The sequence below is a fragment of the Streptomyces sp. NBC_00354 genome (assembly GCF_036106915.1).
In the GTDB taxonomy this organism is placed as follows: domain Bacteria; phylum Actinomycetota; class Actinomycetes; order Streptomycetales; family Streptomycetaceae; genus Streptomyces.
Genome location: NZ_CP107983.1, coordinates 1860163 through 1874023, shown reverse-complemented (window position 1 = coordinate 1874023; position 13861 = coordinate 1860163). Strand labels below are relative to the sequence as shown.

General features: G+C 73.2%; 13 protein-coding genes. 11 read left to right on the top strand and 2 right to left on the bottom strand.

The features are described 5' to 3' along the window. The first annotated feature begins 29 nt into the window (after nucleotides 1-29). Genes OHT74_RS08560 through OHT74_RS08545 form a run of 4 tightly spaced genes read left to right on the top strand, consistent with a single transcriptional unit; the run spans nucleotide 30 to nucleotide 3968 of the window. Nucleotides 30-713 (top strand): response regulator, encoded by a 684-nt coding sequence (locus tag OHT74_RS08560; protein WP_266662239.1) that lies wholly within the window; start codon nucleotides 30-32, stop codon nucleotides 711-713. Further along, nucleotides 710-2152, top strand: a complete 1443-nt coding sequence (locus OHT74_RS08555) for a HAMP domain-containing sensor histidine kinase (protein ID WP_328619905.1) — start codon at nucleotides 710-712, stop codon at nucleotides 2150-2152. Before OHT74_RS08560 ends, OHT74_RS08555 begins: the two co-directional genes overlap by 4 nt. After that, nucleotides 2149-2652 carry a hypothetical protein gene (locus OHT74_RS08550; RefSeq protein WP_266662233.1) on the top strand — a complete coding sequence of 168 codons (504 nt, stop codon included), beginning with the start codon at nucleotides 2149-2151 and terminating at the stop codon, nucleotides 2650-2652. Before OHT74_RS08555 ends, OHT74_RS08550 begins: the two co-directional genes overlap by 4 nt. Nucleotides 2653-2696: 44 nt before the next feature. Beyond that, complete coding sequence (locus OHT74_RS08545; protein ID WP_266662231.1) at nucleotides 2697-3968, top strand: cytochrome P450; 1272 nt, start codon at nucleotides 2697-2699, stop codon at nucleotides 3966-3968. Here the strand turns inward: OHT74_RS08545 and OHT74_RS08540 are convergent. Next, nucleotides 3928-4653 (bottom strand): hypothetical protein, encoded by a 726-nt coding sequence (locus OHT74_RS08540; RefSeq protein ID WP_266662228.1) that lies wholly within the window; start codon nucleotides 4651-4653, stop codon nucleotides 3928-3930. The two genes, OHT74_RS08545 and OHT74_RS08540, sit on opposite strands and share 41 nt — an antisense overlap. 114 nt (nucleotides 4654-4767) lie before the next feature. On the opposite strand from OHT74_RS08540, the gene ggt reads away from it, so the two are divergent. Beyond that, on the top strand, nucleotides 4768-6582 hold the full coding sequence (gene ggt / locus OHT74_RS08535) for a gamma-glutamyltransferase (protein ID WP_328619904.1): 1815 nt from the start codon (nucleotides 4768-4770) through the stop codon (nucleotides 6580-6582). A 3-nt stretch (nucleotides 6583-6585) separates the two neighbouring features. Here ggt and map read toward each other — a convergent pair whose 3' ends face one another. Next, nucleotides 6586-7353 (bottom strand): type I methionyl aminopeptidase, encoded by a 768-nt coding sequence (gene map / locus OHT74_RS08530; RefSeq protein WP_266662216.1) that lies wholly within the window; start codon nucleotides 7351-7353, stop codon nucleotides 6586-6588. A 78-nt stretch (nucleotides 7354-7431) separates the two neighbouring features. Between map and OHT74_RS08525 the strand changes: the two genes are divergently transcribed. The 6 genes from OHT74_RS08525 (at nucleotide 7432) to hydA (ending at nucleotide 13855) form a co-directional block, all read left to right on the top strand. Continuing rightward, nucleotides 7432-7683: a helix-turn-helix domain-containing protein gene (locus OHT74_RS08525; RefSeq protein WP_053786654.1), complete on the top strand. Its 252-nt coding sequence runs from the start codon at nucleotides 7432-7434 to the stop codon at nucleotides 7681-7683. Between the two features lie 355 nt (nucleotides 7684-8038). Further along, nucleotides 8039-8419 carry a PPOX class F420-dependent oxidoreductase gene (locus OHT74_RS08520; protein ID WP_266662213.1) on the top strand — a complete coding sequence of 127 codons (381 nt, stop codon included), beginning with the start codon at nucleotides 8039-8041 and terminating at the stop codon, nucleotides 8417-8419. 45 nt (nucleotides 8420-8464) lie between these two features. Then, nucleotides 8465-10153 carry a hypothetical protein gene (locus OHT74_RS08515; RefSeq protein WP_328619903.1) on the top strand — a complete coding sequence of 563 codons (1689 nt, stop codon included), beginning with the start codon at nucleotides 8465-8467 and terminating at the stop codon, nucleotides 10151-10153. A 151-nt stretch (nucleotides 10154-10304) separates the two neighbouring features. Next, nucleotides 10305-11147 carry a nitrilase-related carbon-nitrogen hydrolase gene (locus OHT74_RS08510; RefSeq protein ID WP_266662209.1) on the top strand — a complete coding sequence of 281 codons (843 nt, stop codon included), beginning with the start codon at nucleotides 10305-10307 and terminating at the stop codon, nucleotides 11145-11147. Next, nucleotides 11144-12439 (top strand): aspartate aminotransferase family protein, encoded by a 1296-nt coding sequence (locus OHT74_RS08505; protein ID WP_266662203.1) that lies wholly within the window; start codon nucleotides 11144-11146, stop codon nucleotides 12437-12439. Before OHT74_RS08510 ends, OHT74_RS08505 begins: the two co-directional genes overlap by 4 nt. A 15-nt stretch (nucleotides 12440-12454) precedes the next feature. Next, nucleotides 12455-13855 (top strand): dihydropyrimidinase, encoded by a 1401-nt coding sequence (gene hydA, locus OHT74_RS08500; protein ID WP_266662201.1) that lies wholly within the window; start codon nucleotides 12455-12457, stop codon nucleotides 13853-13855. The last annotated feature ends 6 nt before the right edge of the window (nucleotides 13856-13861 follow it).

Below are 13861 nucleotides of genomic sequence, written 5' to 3'. Positions count from 1 at the left end.
AGCCCCCCATCACCTTGGACAATGACCGGATGCCACGCGTACTGCTGATCGAGGACGACCCTTCCATCAGGGAAGGAGTGAGCCTCGGCCTGCGCCGCCGCGGCCACGAGGTGAGCGCCGCCGAGACCGGCGAAGCGGGCCTCGCGCTGATGGGGAGATTCCTCCCGGAGCTGGTGCTGCTCGACCTCATGCTGCCCGGGATGAACGGCGTGCAGGTCTGCCGCCGCATCCGCGAGACCAGCCAGCTCCCGATCATCATGCTGACCGCCCGCGGAGACGACTTCGACATAGTCGTCGGCCTCGAGGCCGGCGCCGACGACTACATCGTCAAACCCGCCCGCACCGAGGTCATCGAGGCCCGCATCAAGGCCGTGCTGCGCCGGCTCGGCGCCCCTTCGGGCAGCCGTCCCGAGGTCGAGTTCCACGGAGAGCTCGCCATCGACCGCGCCGGGCTGACCGTCGCCAAGAACGGCGAGCGGGTCCCCCTCGCCCCCAGCGAGATCAAACTCCTGCTGCACCTGTCCGCCTCGCCCGAGCAGGTCTTCTCCCGCCAGCAACTGCTCGAGTACGTGTGGGACCACAGCTACCACGCCGACGCCCGGCTGGTGGACGCCTGCGTACGCCGCCTGCGCACCAAGGTCGAGGACCCCGACGGCAGCCCCCGCTACATCCAGACCGTGCGCGGCTTCGGCTACCGCTTCGGACCGCTGTGAGGCGCATCGCGCCGCTCGGGCTGCGCACCCGGCTGATCGCGGCCTTCCTGCTGGTCGCCGCGATCAGCGCGGTGACCACGGCCACGCTGACCTACCAGCAGGCCCGCACGGCGGTCCTCAAGCAGAGCCAGGACACCGCGGTCATCACCCTGCGGGACCTCGTGGGCAGCCAGCCCCTCGACCTGCCGCTGGACCAGGCGCAGCTCCAGCGCATCGTCAACGAGCTGGGCAAAAAGGGCAAGCCGAACCCGTGGAACGTCTTCGCCGAGTACGGCACCCTGCGGGCCTCCAGCACCACCGCGCCCACCTCCACCGTGGTGACCGAGCAGCTCCGCCGCCAGGTGACGGCCCATCCGCACGGCGCCTTCCAGCGGGTGACCGACGCCTCCGGCACCCCGTACCTCACCGTCGGCATGCCGGCCGTCTTCCTCCACCACGAGACCCGGGAACCCACCGGCCTGGTCATCTTCGCGACGATGCGCCTGACCACCGAGGGGAAGACGGTCGAGGCCATGGTCGAAGCCGCCCAGCGCGGCGCCGTCCCGGGCCTGGCCATCGCCGTCGTCCCCGCCCTGCTCGCCGCGCGCAGCGTGCTGCGCCCGGTACGGGACATGCGCCGCGCAGCCCAACGCCTCGGCCGCGGCCGCCTCGACACCCGCATCGAGGTCCGCGGCGCCGACGAGCTCGCCGGCCTCGCCCGTACCTTCAACGAGACCGCCCGCGCCCTCGAACAGTCCGTGAGCGAACTGCGGGAGGCCGAGATCCGGGCCCGCCGCTTCGCCTCCGACGTCTCCCACGAGCTGCGCACCCCGCTGTCGGGGATGCTCGCCGTCACCGAGGTCCTGGACGAGGACGCCGAGCGGCTGGACGCCGACACGGCCGCCGCCGTGCGGCTGGTCAGCGCCGAGACCGGCAAGCTCGCCGTCCTCGTCGAGGACCTCATGGAGATCTCCCGCTTCGACGCCCGCGCCGCCGAGCTCAACCTCGACGACGTGGACATCGCCGAGGCCGTGCAGAAGACCCTCGAGCTCCGCCGCTGGGACGACGAGCGGGTGGTCACCGACCTGCCGCGGCAGGTCCGCGCCCGGCTCGACCCGCGCCGCTTCGACGTGGTCCTCGCCAACCTCGTCGGCAACGCCCTCAAGCACGGCGGCGCCCCGGTACACGTCACCGTGCGCCCCGAATCGCGGATCGGCGGCCCCCGGCTGCTGATCGAAGTCGCCGACAGCGGGCCCGGCATCGCCCCCGAGGTGCTGCCGCACATCTTCGACCGGTTCTTCAAGGCCGACGCCGCCCGTACCCGCTCCGCGGGCAGCGGCCTCGGCCTCGCCATCAGCCTGGAGAACGTCCGGCTGCACGGCGGTACCCTGCGCGCCGCGAACGGGCCCGCCGGGGGAGCGGTGTTCACCCTCGACATGCCTCTGGAGGCCGGCGCGTGACCCGGGTACGGACGGCCGCGGCCGCCGCCCTGCTGCTGGGCGGACTGCTGCTCACCGGCTGCGGGATCAAGCCCACCGGGGTCATCGAGAGCGGAGACGCTGGGAAGGTGGTCTTTCCCGACCCCCACACCAAGGGGACGGTGTACTTCGTGACGTCCGACGGGCGGCTCTTCCCCGTACCCGAGAGCGAGCAGCCCGCCGAGTCGGCGGTATCCGTCCTCATGCGGCTGCTCATCGGCCCCCTCGACAAGGAGAAGGCCGCAGGCCTGGAGACCCGGGTGCCCGCGCCTGCCGACAGGAAGCCCCCCTTCGGCCTCTCGTCGAGCATCGTGTCCGGGGAGACCCTGGAAGTCCGGCTGCCGTTCGCGGTCGCCGGCCTGTCCGAGACGGCCCGCCGTCAACTCGTGTGCACGGCGGCCTCCGTCGACGCGCGGTACGCGGTGGTCCTGCGCGGCCCGGACACCTCGGTCGGACCCGCCCGCTGCGACCTCGGCCGCTGATCGCCCCCTTGCGGGACCGCCGGTACCCCGGCCACGGTGACCCCATGGACCCCGCCGCGTACGTGCCCGACGTCTTCGACCCCCGGATCTACGGCGCCGGGATCCCGTACGAGAGCTACCGGCTGCTGCGCGACCGGCACCCGGTCGCCTGGCAGGCGGAGCCGGAGATCCAGGGCTGGCCCGCCGGCCCCGGCTTCCGGGCCGTCACCCGGCACGCCGACGTGGTCCGGGTGCTGCGCGACCACGCCACGTACTCCTCCTGGCTGGGTGCCACCCAGATTCGCGATCCCGACCCGGCCGACCTGCCGTTCCTGCGGCGCACCATGCTCAACCAGGACCCGCGCCGCAGCGCCGGCGACCACGGGCGGCTGCGCCGGCTGGTCTCCCGCGCCTTCACCCCCGCCCGCGTCGACGCCTTCGCCGGCCGGGTCCGCGAACGGGCCCGGACCCTGCTCGCCACCGCACGCGCGAAGGCCGAGGACGGCGCCGCCGACCTGGTCCGCACGGTCACCGACGAGTACGCGCTGCTCAACCTGACCGACCTGCTGGGCGTCCCGGCCGCCGACCGGGGCCTGCTGCTGGAGTGGACCGTACGGATCATCGGCTACCAGGACCCCGAGGACGCGCCCGCGCCCCTGCTCGGGCCCGACGGAAAGCCCCTCAACCCGCGCTCCCCGGCGCTGCTCGGCGAGATGTTCTCGTACGCCCGGGAACTGGCCGCCCACAAGCGCGCGCACCCCGGCGACGACGTCATGACCGCGCTCGCCGAGGCCGGACTGGACCCGGCCGAGCTGGAGATGTTCTTCTTCCTGCTCACCGTCGCCGGCAACGACACCGTACGCAGCGCCGCGCCCGGCGGACTGCTGGCACTGGCCCGCGACCCGGGCGCGTACCGGCTGCTCGCCGACGGCCGGGCCCCGATGCACACCGCGGTCGACGAACTGCTGCGCGTGCACCCACCGGTGCTCAGCTTCCGCCGTACGGCCGCCGTCGACACCGAGCTCGCCGGGCAGCCGATCCGCGCCGGGGACAAGGTGGTGGTCTTCCACGCCTCCGCCAACCACGACGAGCGCGTCTTCACCGACCCCGGGCGCCTCGACCTCGGCCGGACGCCCAACGCGCACGTCTCCTTCGGGGACGGCCCGCACGTCTGCCTCGGCGCCCACTTCGCCCGGCTCCAGCTGCGCGTCCTCTACGAGGAGTGGCGCGCGGCCATGCCGGCCCCGGAACTCGCGGGCCCGCCGCGCCGGCTGGTGTCGAACTTCATCAACGGGATCACGCGGCTGCCGCTGCGGGTGTCCGGGCCGGCCGGGTGACGTCCGCCAGCAGCTCGACCACGTCCGGGCCGTACGCGTCGGAGTTGTTGACCTTCAGCACCACGCAGAAGGAGTCCCCGCGGTAGCGGCGCGCCAAGTCCTTGTGGTGGCGCGCCAGGTAGCGGGCGCCCGCCTGGTTGCTGATCGCGGTCTGCCCGGAGACCAGGAACACCGGCCGGCTTCCCGGCCCGGTCGTCAGCCGGGCCAGCAGCACGTGGTCGATCTGGCCCTTCTGCCAGCGGTACGTCTCCTCGCCGACGCGGATCGCCCCGCGGTCCGGACCCGGCTCGGTGGACAGGTCGACCCGGACGCCCGGCAGCATGGAGGCCAGGTGCGCCGCCGTCCGGGCATTGGACACCGGCCCGCCCACGCAGAACTCGGCGCGCTCGCCGAAGCCTTGGCGGACGGAGTCGTGGGAGACGATCTGGAGATTTGCCCCGCAGTCCTTGATCAGGGCGGATATCTCCAGCAGCGCGAAGGCGTCGTTGCGGTGCACCGACCCCTCGGTGCCGCCCATCTGCCGGTTGACCACGAACAGGCAGTCGGAGCCCGTGGGCAGGCCGAAGAAGGCCTGCTTGCGGCGCAGCGTACGGCGCCACAGATAGGTCCGGGTGAACCAGCCGAAGCCGCCGCTGATGGCGGTGGCCACCACCCCGAGCACGATGTTGCGCACGTCTTCGTTCATGGGCCGGATGCTAGCCCGCAGGGAGTCTTCCTGACGCGGGGGGTGCGGTGAAGTTAAAGTGCCGAGTTCAGGCCTGTCCGGTGGGGTCCGACAGGCCGTCGACTGGAGGTACGGATGCGTCGTTCCGCCACACGTCAGTTAGTGCTCGTCGCCCTCGCCGGAGCGCTGGTGTCCACCGGCGCGGCGGCCCCGCCGTCAGAGGCGGTGGCGTCCGCGGGGGGCACTCCCGCCAAGGTCCCGGTCGCCGCCGGCTACGGCGGGGCCGTCGCCAGTGTCGACGCCGACGCCTCCGCAGCCGGCATCGCGGTCCTGCGTTCCGGCGGCAACGCCGTGGACGCCGCCGTCGCGACCGCGGCCGCGCTCGGGGTGACCGAGCCGTACTCGGCCGGCATCGGCGGAGGCGGCTACTTCGTCTACTACGACGCCAAGTCCCGCCGGGTGCAGACCGTCGACGGCCGCGAGACCGCGCCCGCCACGGCCACCGCCGGCCTCTTCCAGGAGAACGGCGTCCCCATCCCCTTCGAGCAGGGCCAGACCAGCGGCCGCTCCGTCGGCGTCCCCGGCACCCCGGCCACCTGGAAGAGCGCCCTCGACGCCTGGGGCACCCGCCCGCTCGGCCAACTCCTGAAACCCGCCGAGAAGCTGGCGCGCGACGGGTTCACCGTCGACCCGACCTTCCGGGCCCAGACGGAGCTCAACCAGGACCGCTTCAAGGACTTCCCCGACACCAGGAAGCTCTTCCTGCCGGGCGGCGCCCTGCCGGTGGTCGGCTCCACCTTCAAGAACCCCGACCTGGCGGCCACGTACGCGGAACTGGCCCGCAAGGGCACGGGCGCGCTGTACTGGGGCCCGATCGCCGAGGACATCGTCCGGGCGGTGCGCAAGCCCCCCGTGGACCCGGCCGCCACCCGGATCGTCCGCTCGGGCGATCTGACCACCGGCGACCTGCGCGCGTACGAGACCAAGCGGCAGGCCCCGACGCAGGTGAGCTACCGGGGCCTCGACGTGTACAGCATGGCGCCCTCGTCCTCGGGCGGCACCACCGTCGGCGAGGCGCTCAACATCCTCGAGCGCACCGACCTGTCGAAGCTGTCCGAGACCCAGTACCTGCACCGGTTCATCGAGGCCTCGCGGATCTCGTTCGCCGACCGCGGCCGCTGGGTCGGCGACCCGGCCGCCGAGAACGTGCCGACGCGGGAGCTGCTCTCGCAGCGGTTCGCCGACTCGCGCGGCTGCCTGATCGCCCCGGACCGGACGCTGACCAGCCCGCTGGCCCCCGGCGACCCGCGTCACCCGGCGGCCTGCGGCGGCTCCGGCCAGGCCGCCCCGACCACGTACGAGGGGGAGAACACCACGCACCTGACGGTCGCCGACCGCTGGGGCAACGTCGTCTCGTACACGCTGACGATCGAATCCACCGGCGGCAGCGCGATCACCGTCCCGGGCCGTGGCTTCCTGCTGAACAACGAGCTGACCGACTTCTCGTTCGCCCCGGCGGCTCCCGGGGTCCCGGACCCGAACCTGCCCGGCCCCGGCAAGCGGCCGCGCTCGTCCATGTCCCCGACCATCGTGCTGGAGCACGGGCGTCCGGTGCTCGCGGTGGGCTCCCCGGGCGGGGCCACCATCATCACCACCGTCCTGCAGACCCTGATCGGGCACCTGGACCGGGGGCTGCCGCTGGTCGACGCCATCGCGGCGCCGCGGGCCAGCCAGCGCAACCAGACCACCACCGAGCTGGAGCCGGGCCTGTGGAACAGCCCGCTGCGCAGCGAACTGGAGGCGCTGGGACAGAGGTTCCGGCAGAACCCGGAGATCGGCGCGGCGACCGGGGTCCAGCGGCTCCCGGACGGGCGCTGGCTGGCCGCGGCCGAGACGAGCCGGCGGGGCGGGGGCTCGGCGATGGTGGTGCACCCGCACGGCAAGCCGTAGGACTCAGAGCGTGGTGAGGATCCTCGGGCCGTCGGCGGTGATCGCGACCGTGTGCTCCGCATGCGCGGCGCGGCTCCCGTCGACGGTCCGCAGGGTCCAGCCGTCCCCGTCGCACCGGTAGTCGTCCGTACCGCCGGCGACCAGCATCGGCTCGATCGCGAGGACCATGCCGGGGCGCAGCTTCATGCCGCGCCCAGGGCGGCCCTCGTTGGGCACGCCCGGGTCCTCGTGCATGCTGCGGCCGATGCCGTGGCCGCCGAACCCGTCCGGGACGCCGTAGCCGGCGGAGCGGCAGACCGAGCCGACGGCGTACGCGATGTCCCCGATCCGGTTGCCGGGCAGCGCGGCGGCGATGCCGGCCGCGAGGGCCGCCTCGGCGGTCTCGATCAGCCGCAGGTCGGCCGGGCGCGGCCGGCCGACGGTGAAGCTGACCGCCGCGTCCCCGACCCAGCCGCCGAGCTTCGCCCCGCAGTCGATGCTGACCAGGTCGCCGTCGCGCAGCCGGTAGCCGTCGGGGATGCCGTGGACGATCGCGTCGTTGACCGAGGTGCAGATCACCCCGGGGAAGGGCACCGGCGCGAACTCCGGCCGGTAGCCGAGGAACGGCGAGCTCGCGCCCGCCCCGGAGAGCACCTCGCGGGCCACCCGGTCCAGGTCCAGCAGGGACACCCCGACCCGCGCGGTCTTCCGTACGGCGGCCAGGGCCTCGGCGACGACCCGGCCCGGGGCGCGCATTGCATCGATCGACTCTTCCGTCTTCAGTTCCACCATGCCAATAACTATACCGGTATTTCTATCCCGGTATAACTTTCACGGGATAGTTATTGGGGGAGCGGGTAGGATGCGGGCATGGTCCGCACCCCTCTCACCCCCGAAGAGCGCGAGCGCGGCGAGCGCCTGGGCGCACTGCTGCGCGAGGCCCGCGGCGGCCGCAGCATGGTCGAGGTCGCGGCGAGCGCCGGGCTGTCCGCCGAGACGCTCCGCAAGATCGAGACCGGCCGTGCGCCGACCCCGGCGTTCTTCACCGTGGCCGCTGTGGCCGAGGCGCTCGGTCTGTCCCTGGACGAGGTGCTGCGCCGCTGCGCGTTCGTGCCCGCCTGACGCCGTTGTGGGCCCTTGCCGGCCCGCTGCGACCCTGCTCGGCCCTTCCCGGCCCGCGGACCTGCGGGTTCTTTCGGGCGGGCCCGGCGGGCCGAACGGCCCAATCGGTGGTGGGGGCGGCCGGACGCGGGGCAAGCGTGAAGGCGTGTCAGTCTCGAACGCTTCCACACGACTCGCTTTCGGACTCCTGGGCGCCGTCCTGGCGGCGGGTCTGCTGCTTGCCGTCTGCGCGGCGCCGGAGGGCCGGGCCGATGCCGGGCGCCAGGGTGGCGCGGCCCTCCCCGATGCGGGCGCCGCACCGCGCCCGCACCCCGCTCCGGGTGGGGGATTACGGGACAGCCCTTAGGCTCCGCGGATGACTCTCGATGAGCTGGACCAGGGCAAGTACGTCAGCCTCACCACGTTCCGCAAGGACGGCACACCCGTCGCGACGCCCGTGTGGGCGGTGGCGGACGGCGGTGAGCTGTACGTCTGGACGCGCAGCGATTCCTGGAAGGTGAAGCGGATCCGCAACAACGGGCGGGTCACGGTCAGCGCCTGCGATGTGCGCGGGCGGGTCGCGGAAGGGGCGCCCGTGCTGGAGGGTGAGGCGCGGCTGCTGGACGAGGCGGGGCTGAAGCGGGTGCGCAAGCTGATGCTGCGGAAGTACACCTGGCAGTTCTGGGGGCTGGACGTGCCGGCGGCGGTGTTCCGGCTCGGGAAGCGTCCGCACACCGCGATCGCCGTCAAGCTTTGAGACTCCCGTAGCCCGCCCGTAACACCGGTGGGGTCCAATGCGGGCATGGAGACCGCGACTTCGCTGGTGATCGGTCAACTCTCGGGCTACTTGCGCGGGTTGACGCAGAGGCTCGATCCGGGGGCAGGTTGGTACGGGGAGTTCCTGCGCCGGGATCCGGAGGGTCTGCGGGCCTGCCTGGACGGGGCTGCGATGCCGCCGTGGGACGTGCTGGAGTCGCTGCTCAGCGACCTCGCGGGGGCCAGGGGCGCCGAGTCCGCGCAGCGGGAGACGCAGTACGCGGCCCGGCTGCGGGCCGCGGCCGTCGAGGTGTGGGACCGGCTGCCGGGCGGCGCGGAGGAACTGCGGACCCTGCTGGCGGCGGCCGCCGACCAGCGGGCCGTCTCGGACGCGGCGACGCGCACCCTCACGGCCCGCCTGGCCGCGACGACGGACCGCACCGAGGCGGAGGCACTGACCCGGGAACTCGCCTGGACCCGCGACGACGCAGCCAGGGCCGCCGCCCGCCAGCAGGACCTGACCTCCCGCCTGACGGCCCTGTCGGCGCCCACCCCGGAGCCGGCCCCGGCCTGGCCGCCCGCCGACCCGCTGCCCGCCGCTGCTTGGCGTGGCGACCCGCCGGCCGAACGTGCCCCGTACCAGGACCCGCACGGCCCGGACCTGGGCAGCCGGGGCGGTGGCTCCTGGTCCGCCGAGGCCGAGGCCGAGGCTGAGGCCGCGGATGCGGTGCAGGCGCCCGGGGCGTGGGCCGGGGTGGGGGACGGTGGACCCTTGCCCGGGGTGCCGCGGCAGCGGGAGGCGGGGGAGGACCGGGCGGAGCCGCCCGTCGGGCGGGCCGAGGGGCGGTGGCTGCGCGGGGCGCGGCGGGCCGGCGGGGCCCGCTACGCCGGCGCCGCGGTCCCCGAGGCCTCTGCCTCCTTCACCCCGCCGCCCGGGCTCCCGGACGCGGACGCCGCTCCGCCCCGCGGCGCCCGCTTCGGCCGCCCCGACCCCGACCCCGAGCCCTCCGCTCTCCGCGGGACGATCGGCCGGGCCCGTTTCGCCCCGGCGAGGCCGGAGCCGCAGTCCGCCGACGAGTCCGGTTCAGCCTCGCCCGAGGCGCAGGCGCAGGTGCAGTCCACCGCCTGGGACCACTTCGCCCCGCCGGAGGCGGAGGTGCACGCCGCCGCCGGGGTCGGGTTAGCGGCGGCGGAGCCGGGCCGGCACTCCGCCGGCGGAGTTGCAGGGGTGGTCGGGCGGTTGGTGGTCTTGCGGGCTCAGGGGCGCAGTGGGGAGGCGCATGCGGTGCTCTGCGAGGCCGCCGCCGGGCCCGCCGAGTGGTTGCCCGGGTTCGCCGCCGAGCTGGTCCGTGCCGGGCTCGGTGCGGACTGGGCCACACTGCTGTGGGAGGCGGCCTCGCTCCCGCCCGAGCGGCTCGCCGCAGCCGCCGCCGCCCTCGGTGAAGCAGGCCGGCACGCCGACTGCGAGGCCCTGCTGCGTCAGGGCGCGTCCCGCCCCGCCGCCGAGATCGCCGACGCCGCCCTGGCCCTGGCCGCCGCCGGCCGGACCCACGAGGCCGACTCCCTGCTCGGCGCCTTCGTCAAGGTCCGCACCGCGGAGGAGGCGGTCCGGCTCGCGCGCCGCGATCCGCAGTGGTTCACCCCCCGGCTGCTCCGGGCCGCCGAGGCCCTGTCCGGCACGCATCACCGTGACCTCGTACACGCCCTGCGGGTTGCGAAACCGCCCGTCCATTGAGCGGATTCGACCGCCCGTTGTCATAACCTGATCGACTCACCCAACCGCGCACGGCGGTCTTGCCCCACGGTGTGACGAGGCCTACGTTCTACTCCCTACGCATATCGTCTACGTGCGTAGAACTCGGCGTTCCCGTCGCGAGGAGCAGCTCATGGCCCAAGTCGTCCGCGCCGCACTCGTCCAGGCCACCTGGACCGGAGACACCGAGTCGATGATCGCCAAGCACGAGGAGCACGCCCGCCGGGCCGCCTCGCAGGGTGCGCAGATCATCGGCTTCCAGGAGGTGTTCAACGCCCCGTACTTCTGCCAGGTCCAGGATCCCGAGCACTACCGCTGGGCCGAGCCCGTCCCCGACGGGCCCACCGTCCAGCGCATGCAGGCGCTCGCCCGCGAGACCGGCATGGTCATCGTCGTACCGGTCTTCGAGCTCGAGTCCGAGGGCTTCTACTACAACACCGCCGCCGTCATCGATGCCGATGGCAGCTACCTCGGCAAGTACCGCAAACACCACATCCCCCAGGTCAAGGGCTTCTGGGAGAAGTACTACTTCCGCCCGGGCAACCTCGGCTGGCCCGTCTTCGACACCGCCGTAGGCCGCGTCGGCGTCTACATCTGCTACGACCGCCACTTCCCCGAGGGCTGGCGCGCCCTCGGCCTGGCAGGCGCCCAGCTCGTCTTCAACCCGTCCGCCACCTCCCGCAGCCTGTCCTCCTACCTGTGGCAGCTGGAACAGCCCGCCGCGGCCGTCGCCAACGAGTACTTCATCGCCGCGATCAACCGCGTCGGCCAGGAGGAGTACGGCGACAACGACTTCTACGGCACCAGCTACTTCGTCGACCCCCGTGGCCAGTTCGTCGGGGAGGTCGCCAGCGGCAAAGACGAGGAACTCCTTGTCAGGGACCTCGACTTCGACCTGATCAAGGAGGTCCGCGACCAGTGGGCCTTCTACCGCGACCGCCGCCCCGACGCCTACGGAGGGCTCGTTCAGCCGTGACCGACCCGATCCCCCTGCACAGCCGCCACCAGGCCGTCCTGCCCGACTGGCTCGCGCTCTACTACCGGCGCCCCATCGAGCTCACGCACGGCGAGGGCCGCCACGTCTGGGACGCCGACGGTAACCGCTACCTCGACTTCTTCGGCGGCATCCTCACCACGATGACCGCCCACGCCCTGCCCGAGGTCACCAAGGCCGTCTCCGAGCAGGCCGGCCGGCTCATCCACTCCTCCACCCTGTACCTCAACCGCCCGATGATCGAGCTGGCCGAGCGGGTCGCCGCCCTGTCCGGCATCCCGGAGGCGCGGGTCTTCTTCACCACCTCCGGCACCGAGGCCAACGACACCGCCCTGCTGCTGGCGACCGCGTACCGCCGCTCCAACCAGATCCTGGCGATGCGCAACAGCTACCACGGCCGGTCCTTCTCCACCGTCGGCATCACCGGCAACCGCGGCTGGTCCCCGACCAGCCTCTCGCCGCTCCAGACGTACTACGTCCACGGCGCCGTGCGCTCCCGCGGACCCTTCGCGCACCTGAACGACGCCGAGTTCACCGCCGCCGCCGTCGCCGACCTCGAGGACGTGCTCGGCCAGGCCCGCGGCGGCGTCGCCGCCCTCATCGCGGAACCCGTCCAGGGCGTCGGCGGGTTCACCGCCCCGCCCGACGGGCTGTACGGGGCCTTCCGCCGGGTCCTCGACCGGCACGGCATCCTCTGGATCAGCGACGAGGTGCAGACGGGCTGGGGCCGTACGGGAGAGCACTTCTGGGGCTGGCAGGCCCACGCCCAGAACGGGCCGCCGGACATCCTCACCTTCGCCAAGGGCATCGGCAACGGCATGTCCATCGGCGGGGTCGTGGCCCGCGCCGAGGTGATGAACTGCATCGACACCAACTCCATCTCCACCTTCGGCGGCTCCCCGGTCACCATGGCGGCCGGCGTCGCCAACCTCGCGTACCTGCTGGAGCACGACCTCCAGGGCAACGCCCGCCGCGTCGGCGGCCTGCTCCTGGAGCGGCTGCGCGCCATCGCCGCCACCGTGCCCGCCGTACGAGAGGTCCGCGGCCGGGGCCTGATGGCCGGGCTGGAGCTGACGAAACCCGGCACCGACGAGGCCGATCCGGACGCGGCCGCCGCCGTCCTGGAGGCCGCCCGCGAAGGCGGTCTGCTGATCGGCAAGGGCGGCGGGCACGACACCAGCGTGCTGCGCATCGCGCCGCCGCTGTCCCTCACCGTCGCCGAGGCGGAAGAGGGCGCCGACATCCTCGAACGGGCCCTGAGCAGCATCGTGTAACCGGAGGCGCCGCACATGTCCATCCGCACCCTCATCCGCGGCGGCCTCGTCATCACGGCCGCCGACGAGCTCCATGCCGACGTCCTGGTCGAGGACGGCCGCGTCGCCGCCCTCGCGGCCCACGGATCGGCGGCCGCCGAGGCCTGGACCGCCGACCGTACGATCGACGCGAGCGGGAAGTACGTCATCCCCGGCGGGGTCGACGCCCACACCCACATGGAGCTGCCCTTCGGCGGGACCGCCGCCTCGGACACCTTCGAGACCGGCACCCGGGCCGCCGCCTGGGGCGGCACCACCACCATCGTCGACTTCGCCGTGCAGAGCATGGGCCAGGCGCTGCGCCAGGGGCTCGACACCTGGTACGACAAGGCCGACGGCAAGTGCTCCATCGACTACGCCTTCCACATGATCCTCTCGGACGTCAACGAGGGGACCCTGAAGGAGATGGACCACCTGATCGGGGAGGGTGTCACCTCGTTCAAGCTGTTCATGGCCTACCCCGGCGTCTTCTACAGCGACGACGGGCAGATCCTGCGCGCCATGCAGCGGGCCTCCGGCAACGGTGGGCTGATCATGATGCACGCCGAGAACGGCATCGCGATCGACGTCCTCGTCGAACAGGCCCTGGCCCGCGGGGAGACCGATCCCCGCCACCACGGCGAGGTCCGCAAGGTTCTCCTCGAAGCCGAGGCCACTCACCGGGCGATCCAGCTCGCGCGCGTCGCCGGCTCCCCGCTGTACGTGGTCCACGTCTCGGCGCAGGAGGCGGTCGCCGAGCTCGCCGCCGCCCGCGACAAGGGCCTGCCGGTGTTCGGGGAGACCTGCCCGCAGTACCTGTTCCTGTCCACCGACAACCTCGCGGAACCCGATTTCCAGGGCGCCAAGTACGTCTGCTCCACCCCGCTGCGGCCGCGCGAGCACCAGGCCGCGCTGTGGCGGGGTCTGCGGACCGACGACCTCCAGGTGGTCTCCACCGACCACTGCCCGTTCTGCTTCCGCGGCCAGAAGGAGCTCGGCCGCGGCGACTTCTCGAAGATCCCGAACGGGCTGCCGGGCGTGGAGAACCGGATGGACCTCCTCCACCAGGCCGTCCTGGACGGGCACATCAGCCGCCGCCGCTGGATCGAGATCGCCTGCGCGAGCCCGGCCCGGATGTTCGGCCTCTACCCGCAGAAGGGCACCATCGCGCCCGGCTCCGACGCCGACATCGTCCTCTACGATCCGCACGCCGAGCAGGTCATCTCCGCCGAGACGCACCACATGAACGTGGACTACTCGGCGTACGAGGGCAAGCGGATCACCGGACGCGTCGACACCGTGCTCTCGCGCGGCGAACTCGTCATCGACCGGCGCGAGTACACCGGCCGGGCCGGCCACGGGGTGTACATCCCCCGCTCCACCTGCCAGTACCTCTAAGGAACC

Bases quoted from the DNA above. Each gene is read 5' to 3' on its own strand.
- OHT74_RS08515 (WP_328619903.1), top strand. From the start codon at position 8,465: ATGGAGACCGCGACTTCGCTGGTGATCGGTCAACTCTCGGGCTACTTG.
- OHT74_RS08520 (WP_266662213.1), top strand. From the start codon at position 8,039: ATGACTCTCGATGAGCTGGACCAGGGCAAGTACGTCAGCCTCACCACG.
- ggt (WP_328619904.1), top strand. From the start codon at position 4,768: ATGCGTCGTTCCGCCACACGTCAGTTAGTGCTCGTCGCCCTCGCCGGA.
- OHT74_RS08560 (WP_266662239.1), top strand. From the start codon at position 30: ATGCCACGCGTACTGCTGATCGAGGACGACCCTTCCATCAGGGAAGGA.
- hydA (WP_266662201.1), top strand. From the start codon at position 12,455: ATGTCCATCCGCACCCTCATCCGCGGCGGCCTCGTCATCACGGCCGCC.
- OHT74_RS08510 (WP_266662209.1), top strand. From the start codon at position 10,305: ATGGCCCAAGTCGTCCGCGCCGCACTCGTCCAGGCCACCTGGACCGGA.
- map (WP_266662216.1), bottom strand. From the start codon at position 7,353: ATGGTGGAACTGAAGACGGAAGAGTCGATCGATGCAATGCGCGCCCCG.
- OHT74_RS08540 (WP_266662228.1), bottom strand. From the start codon at position 4,653: ATGAACGAAGACGTGCGCAACATCGTGCTCGGGGTGGTGGCCACCGCC.
- OHT74_RS08525 (WP_053786654.1), top strand. From the start codon at position 7,432: ATGGTCCGCACCCCTCTCACCCCCGAAGAGCGCGAGCGCGGCGAGCGC.
- OHT74_RS08545 (WP_266662231.1), top strand. From the start codon at position 2,697: ATGGACCCCGCCGCGTACGTGCCCGACGTCTTCGACCCCCGGATCTAC.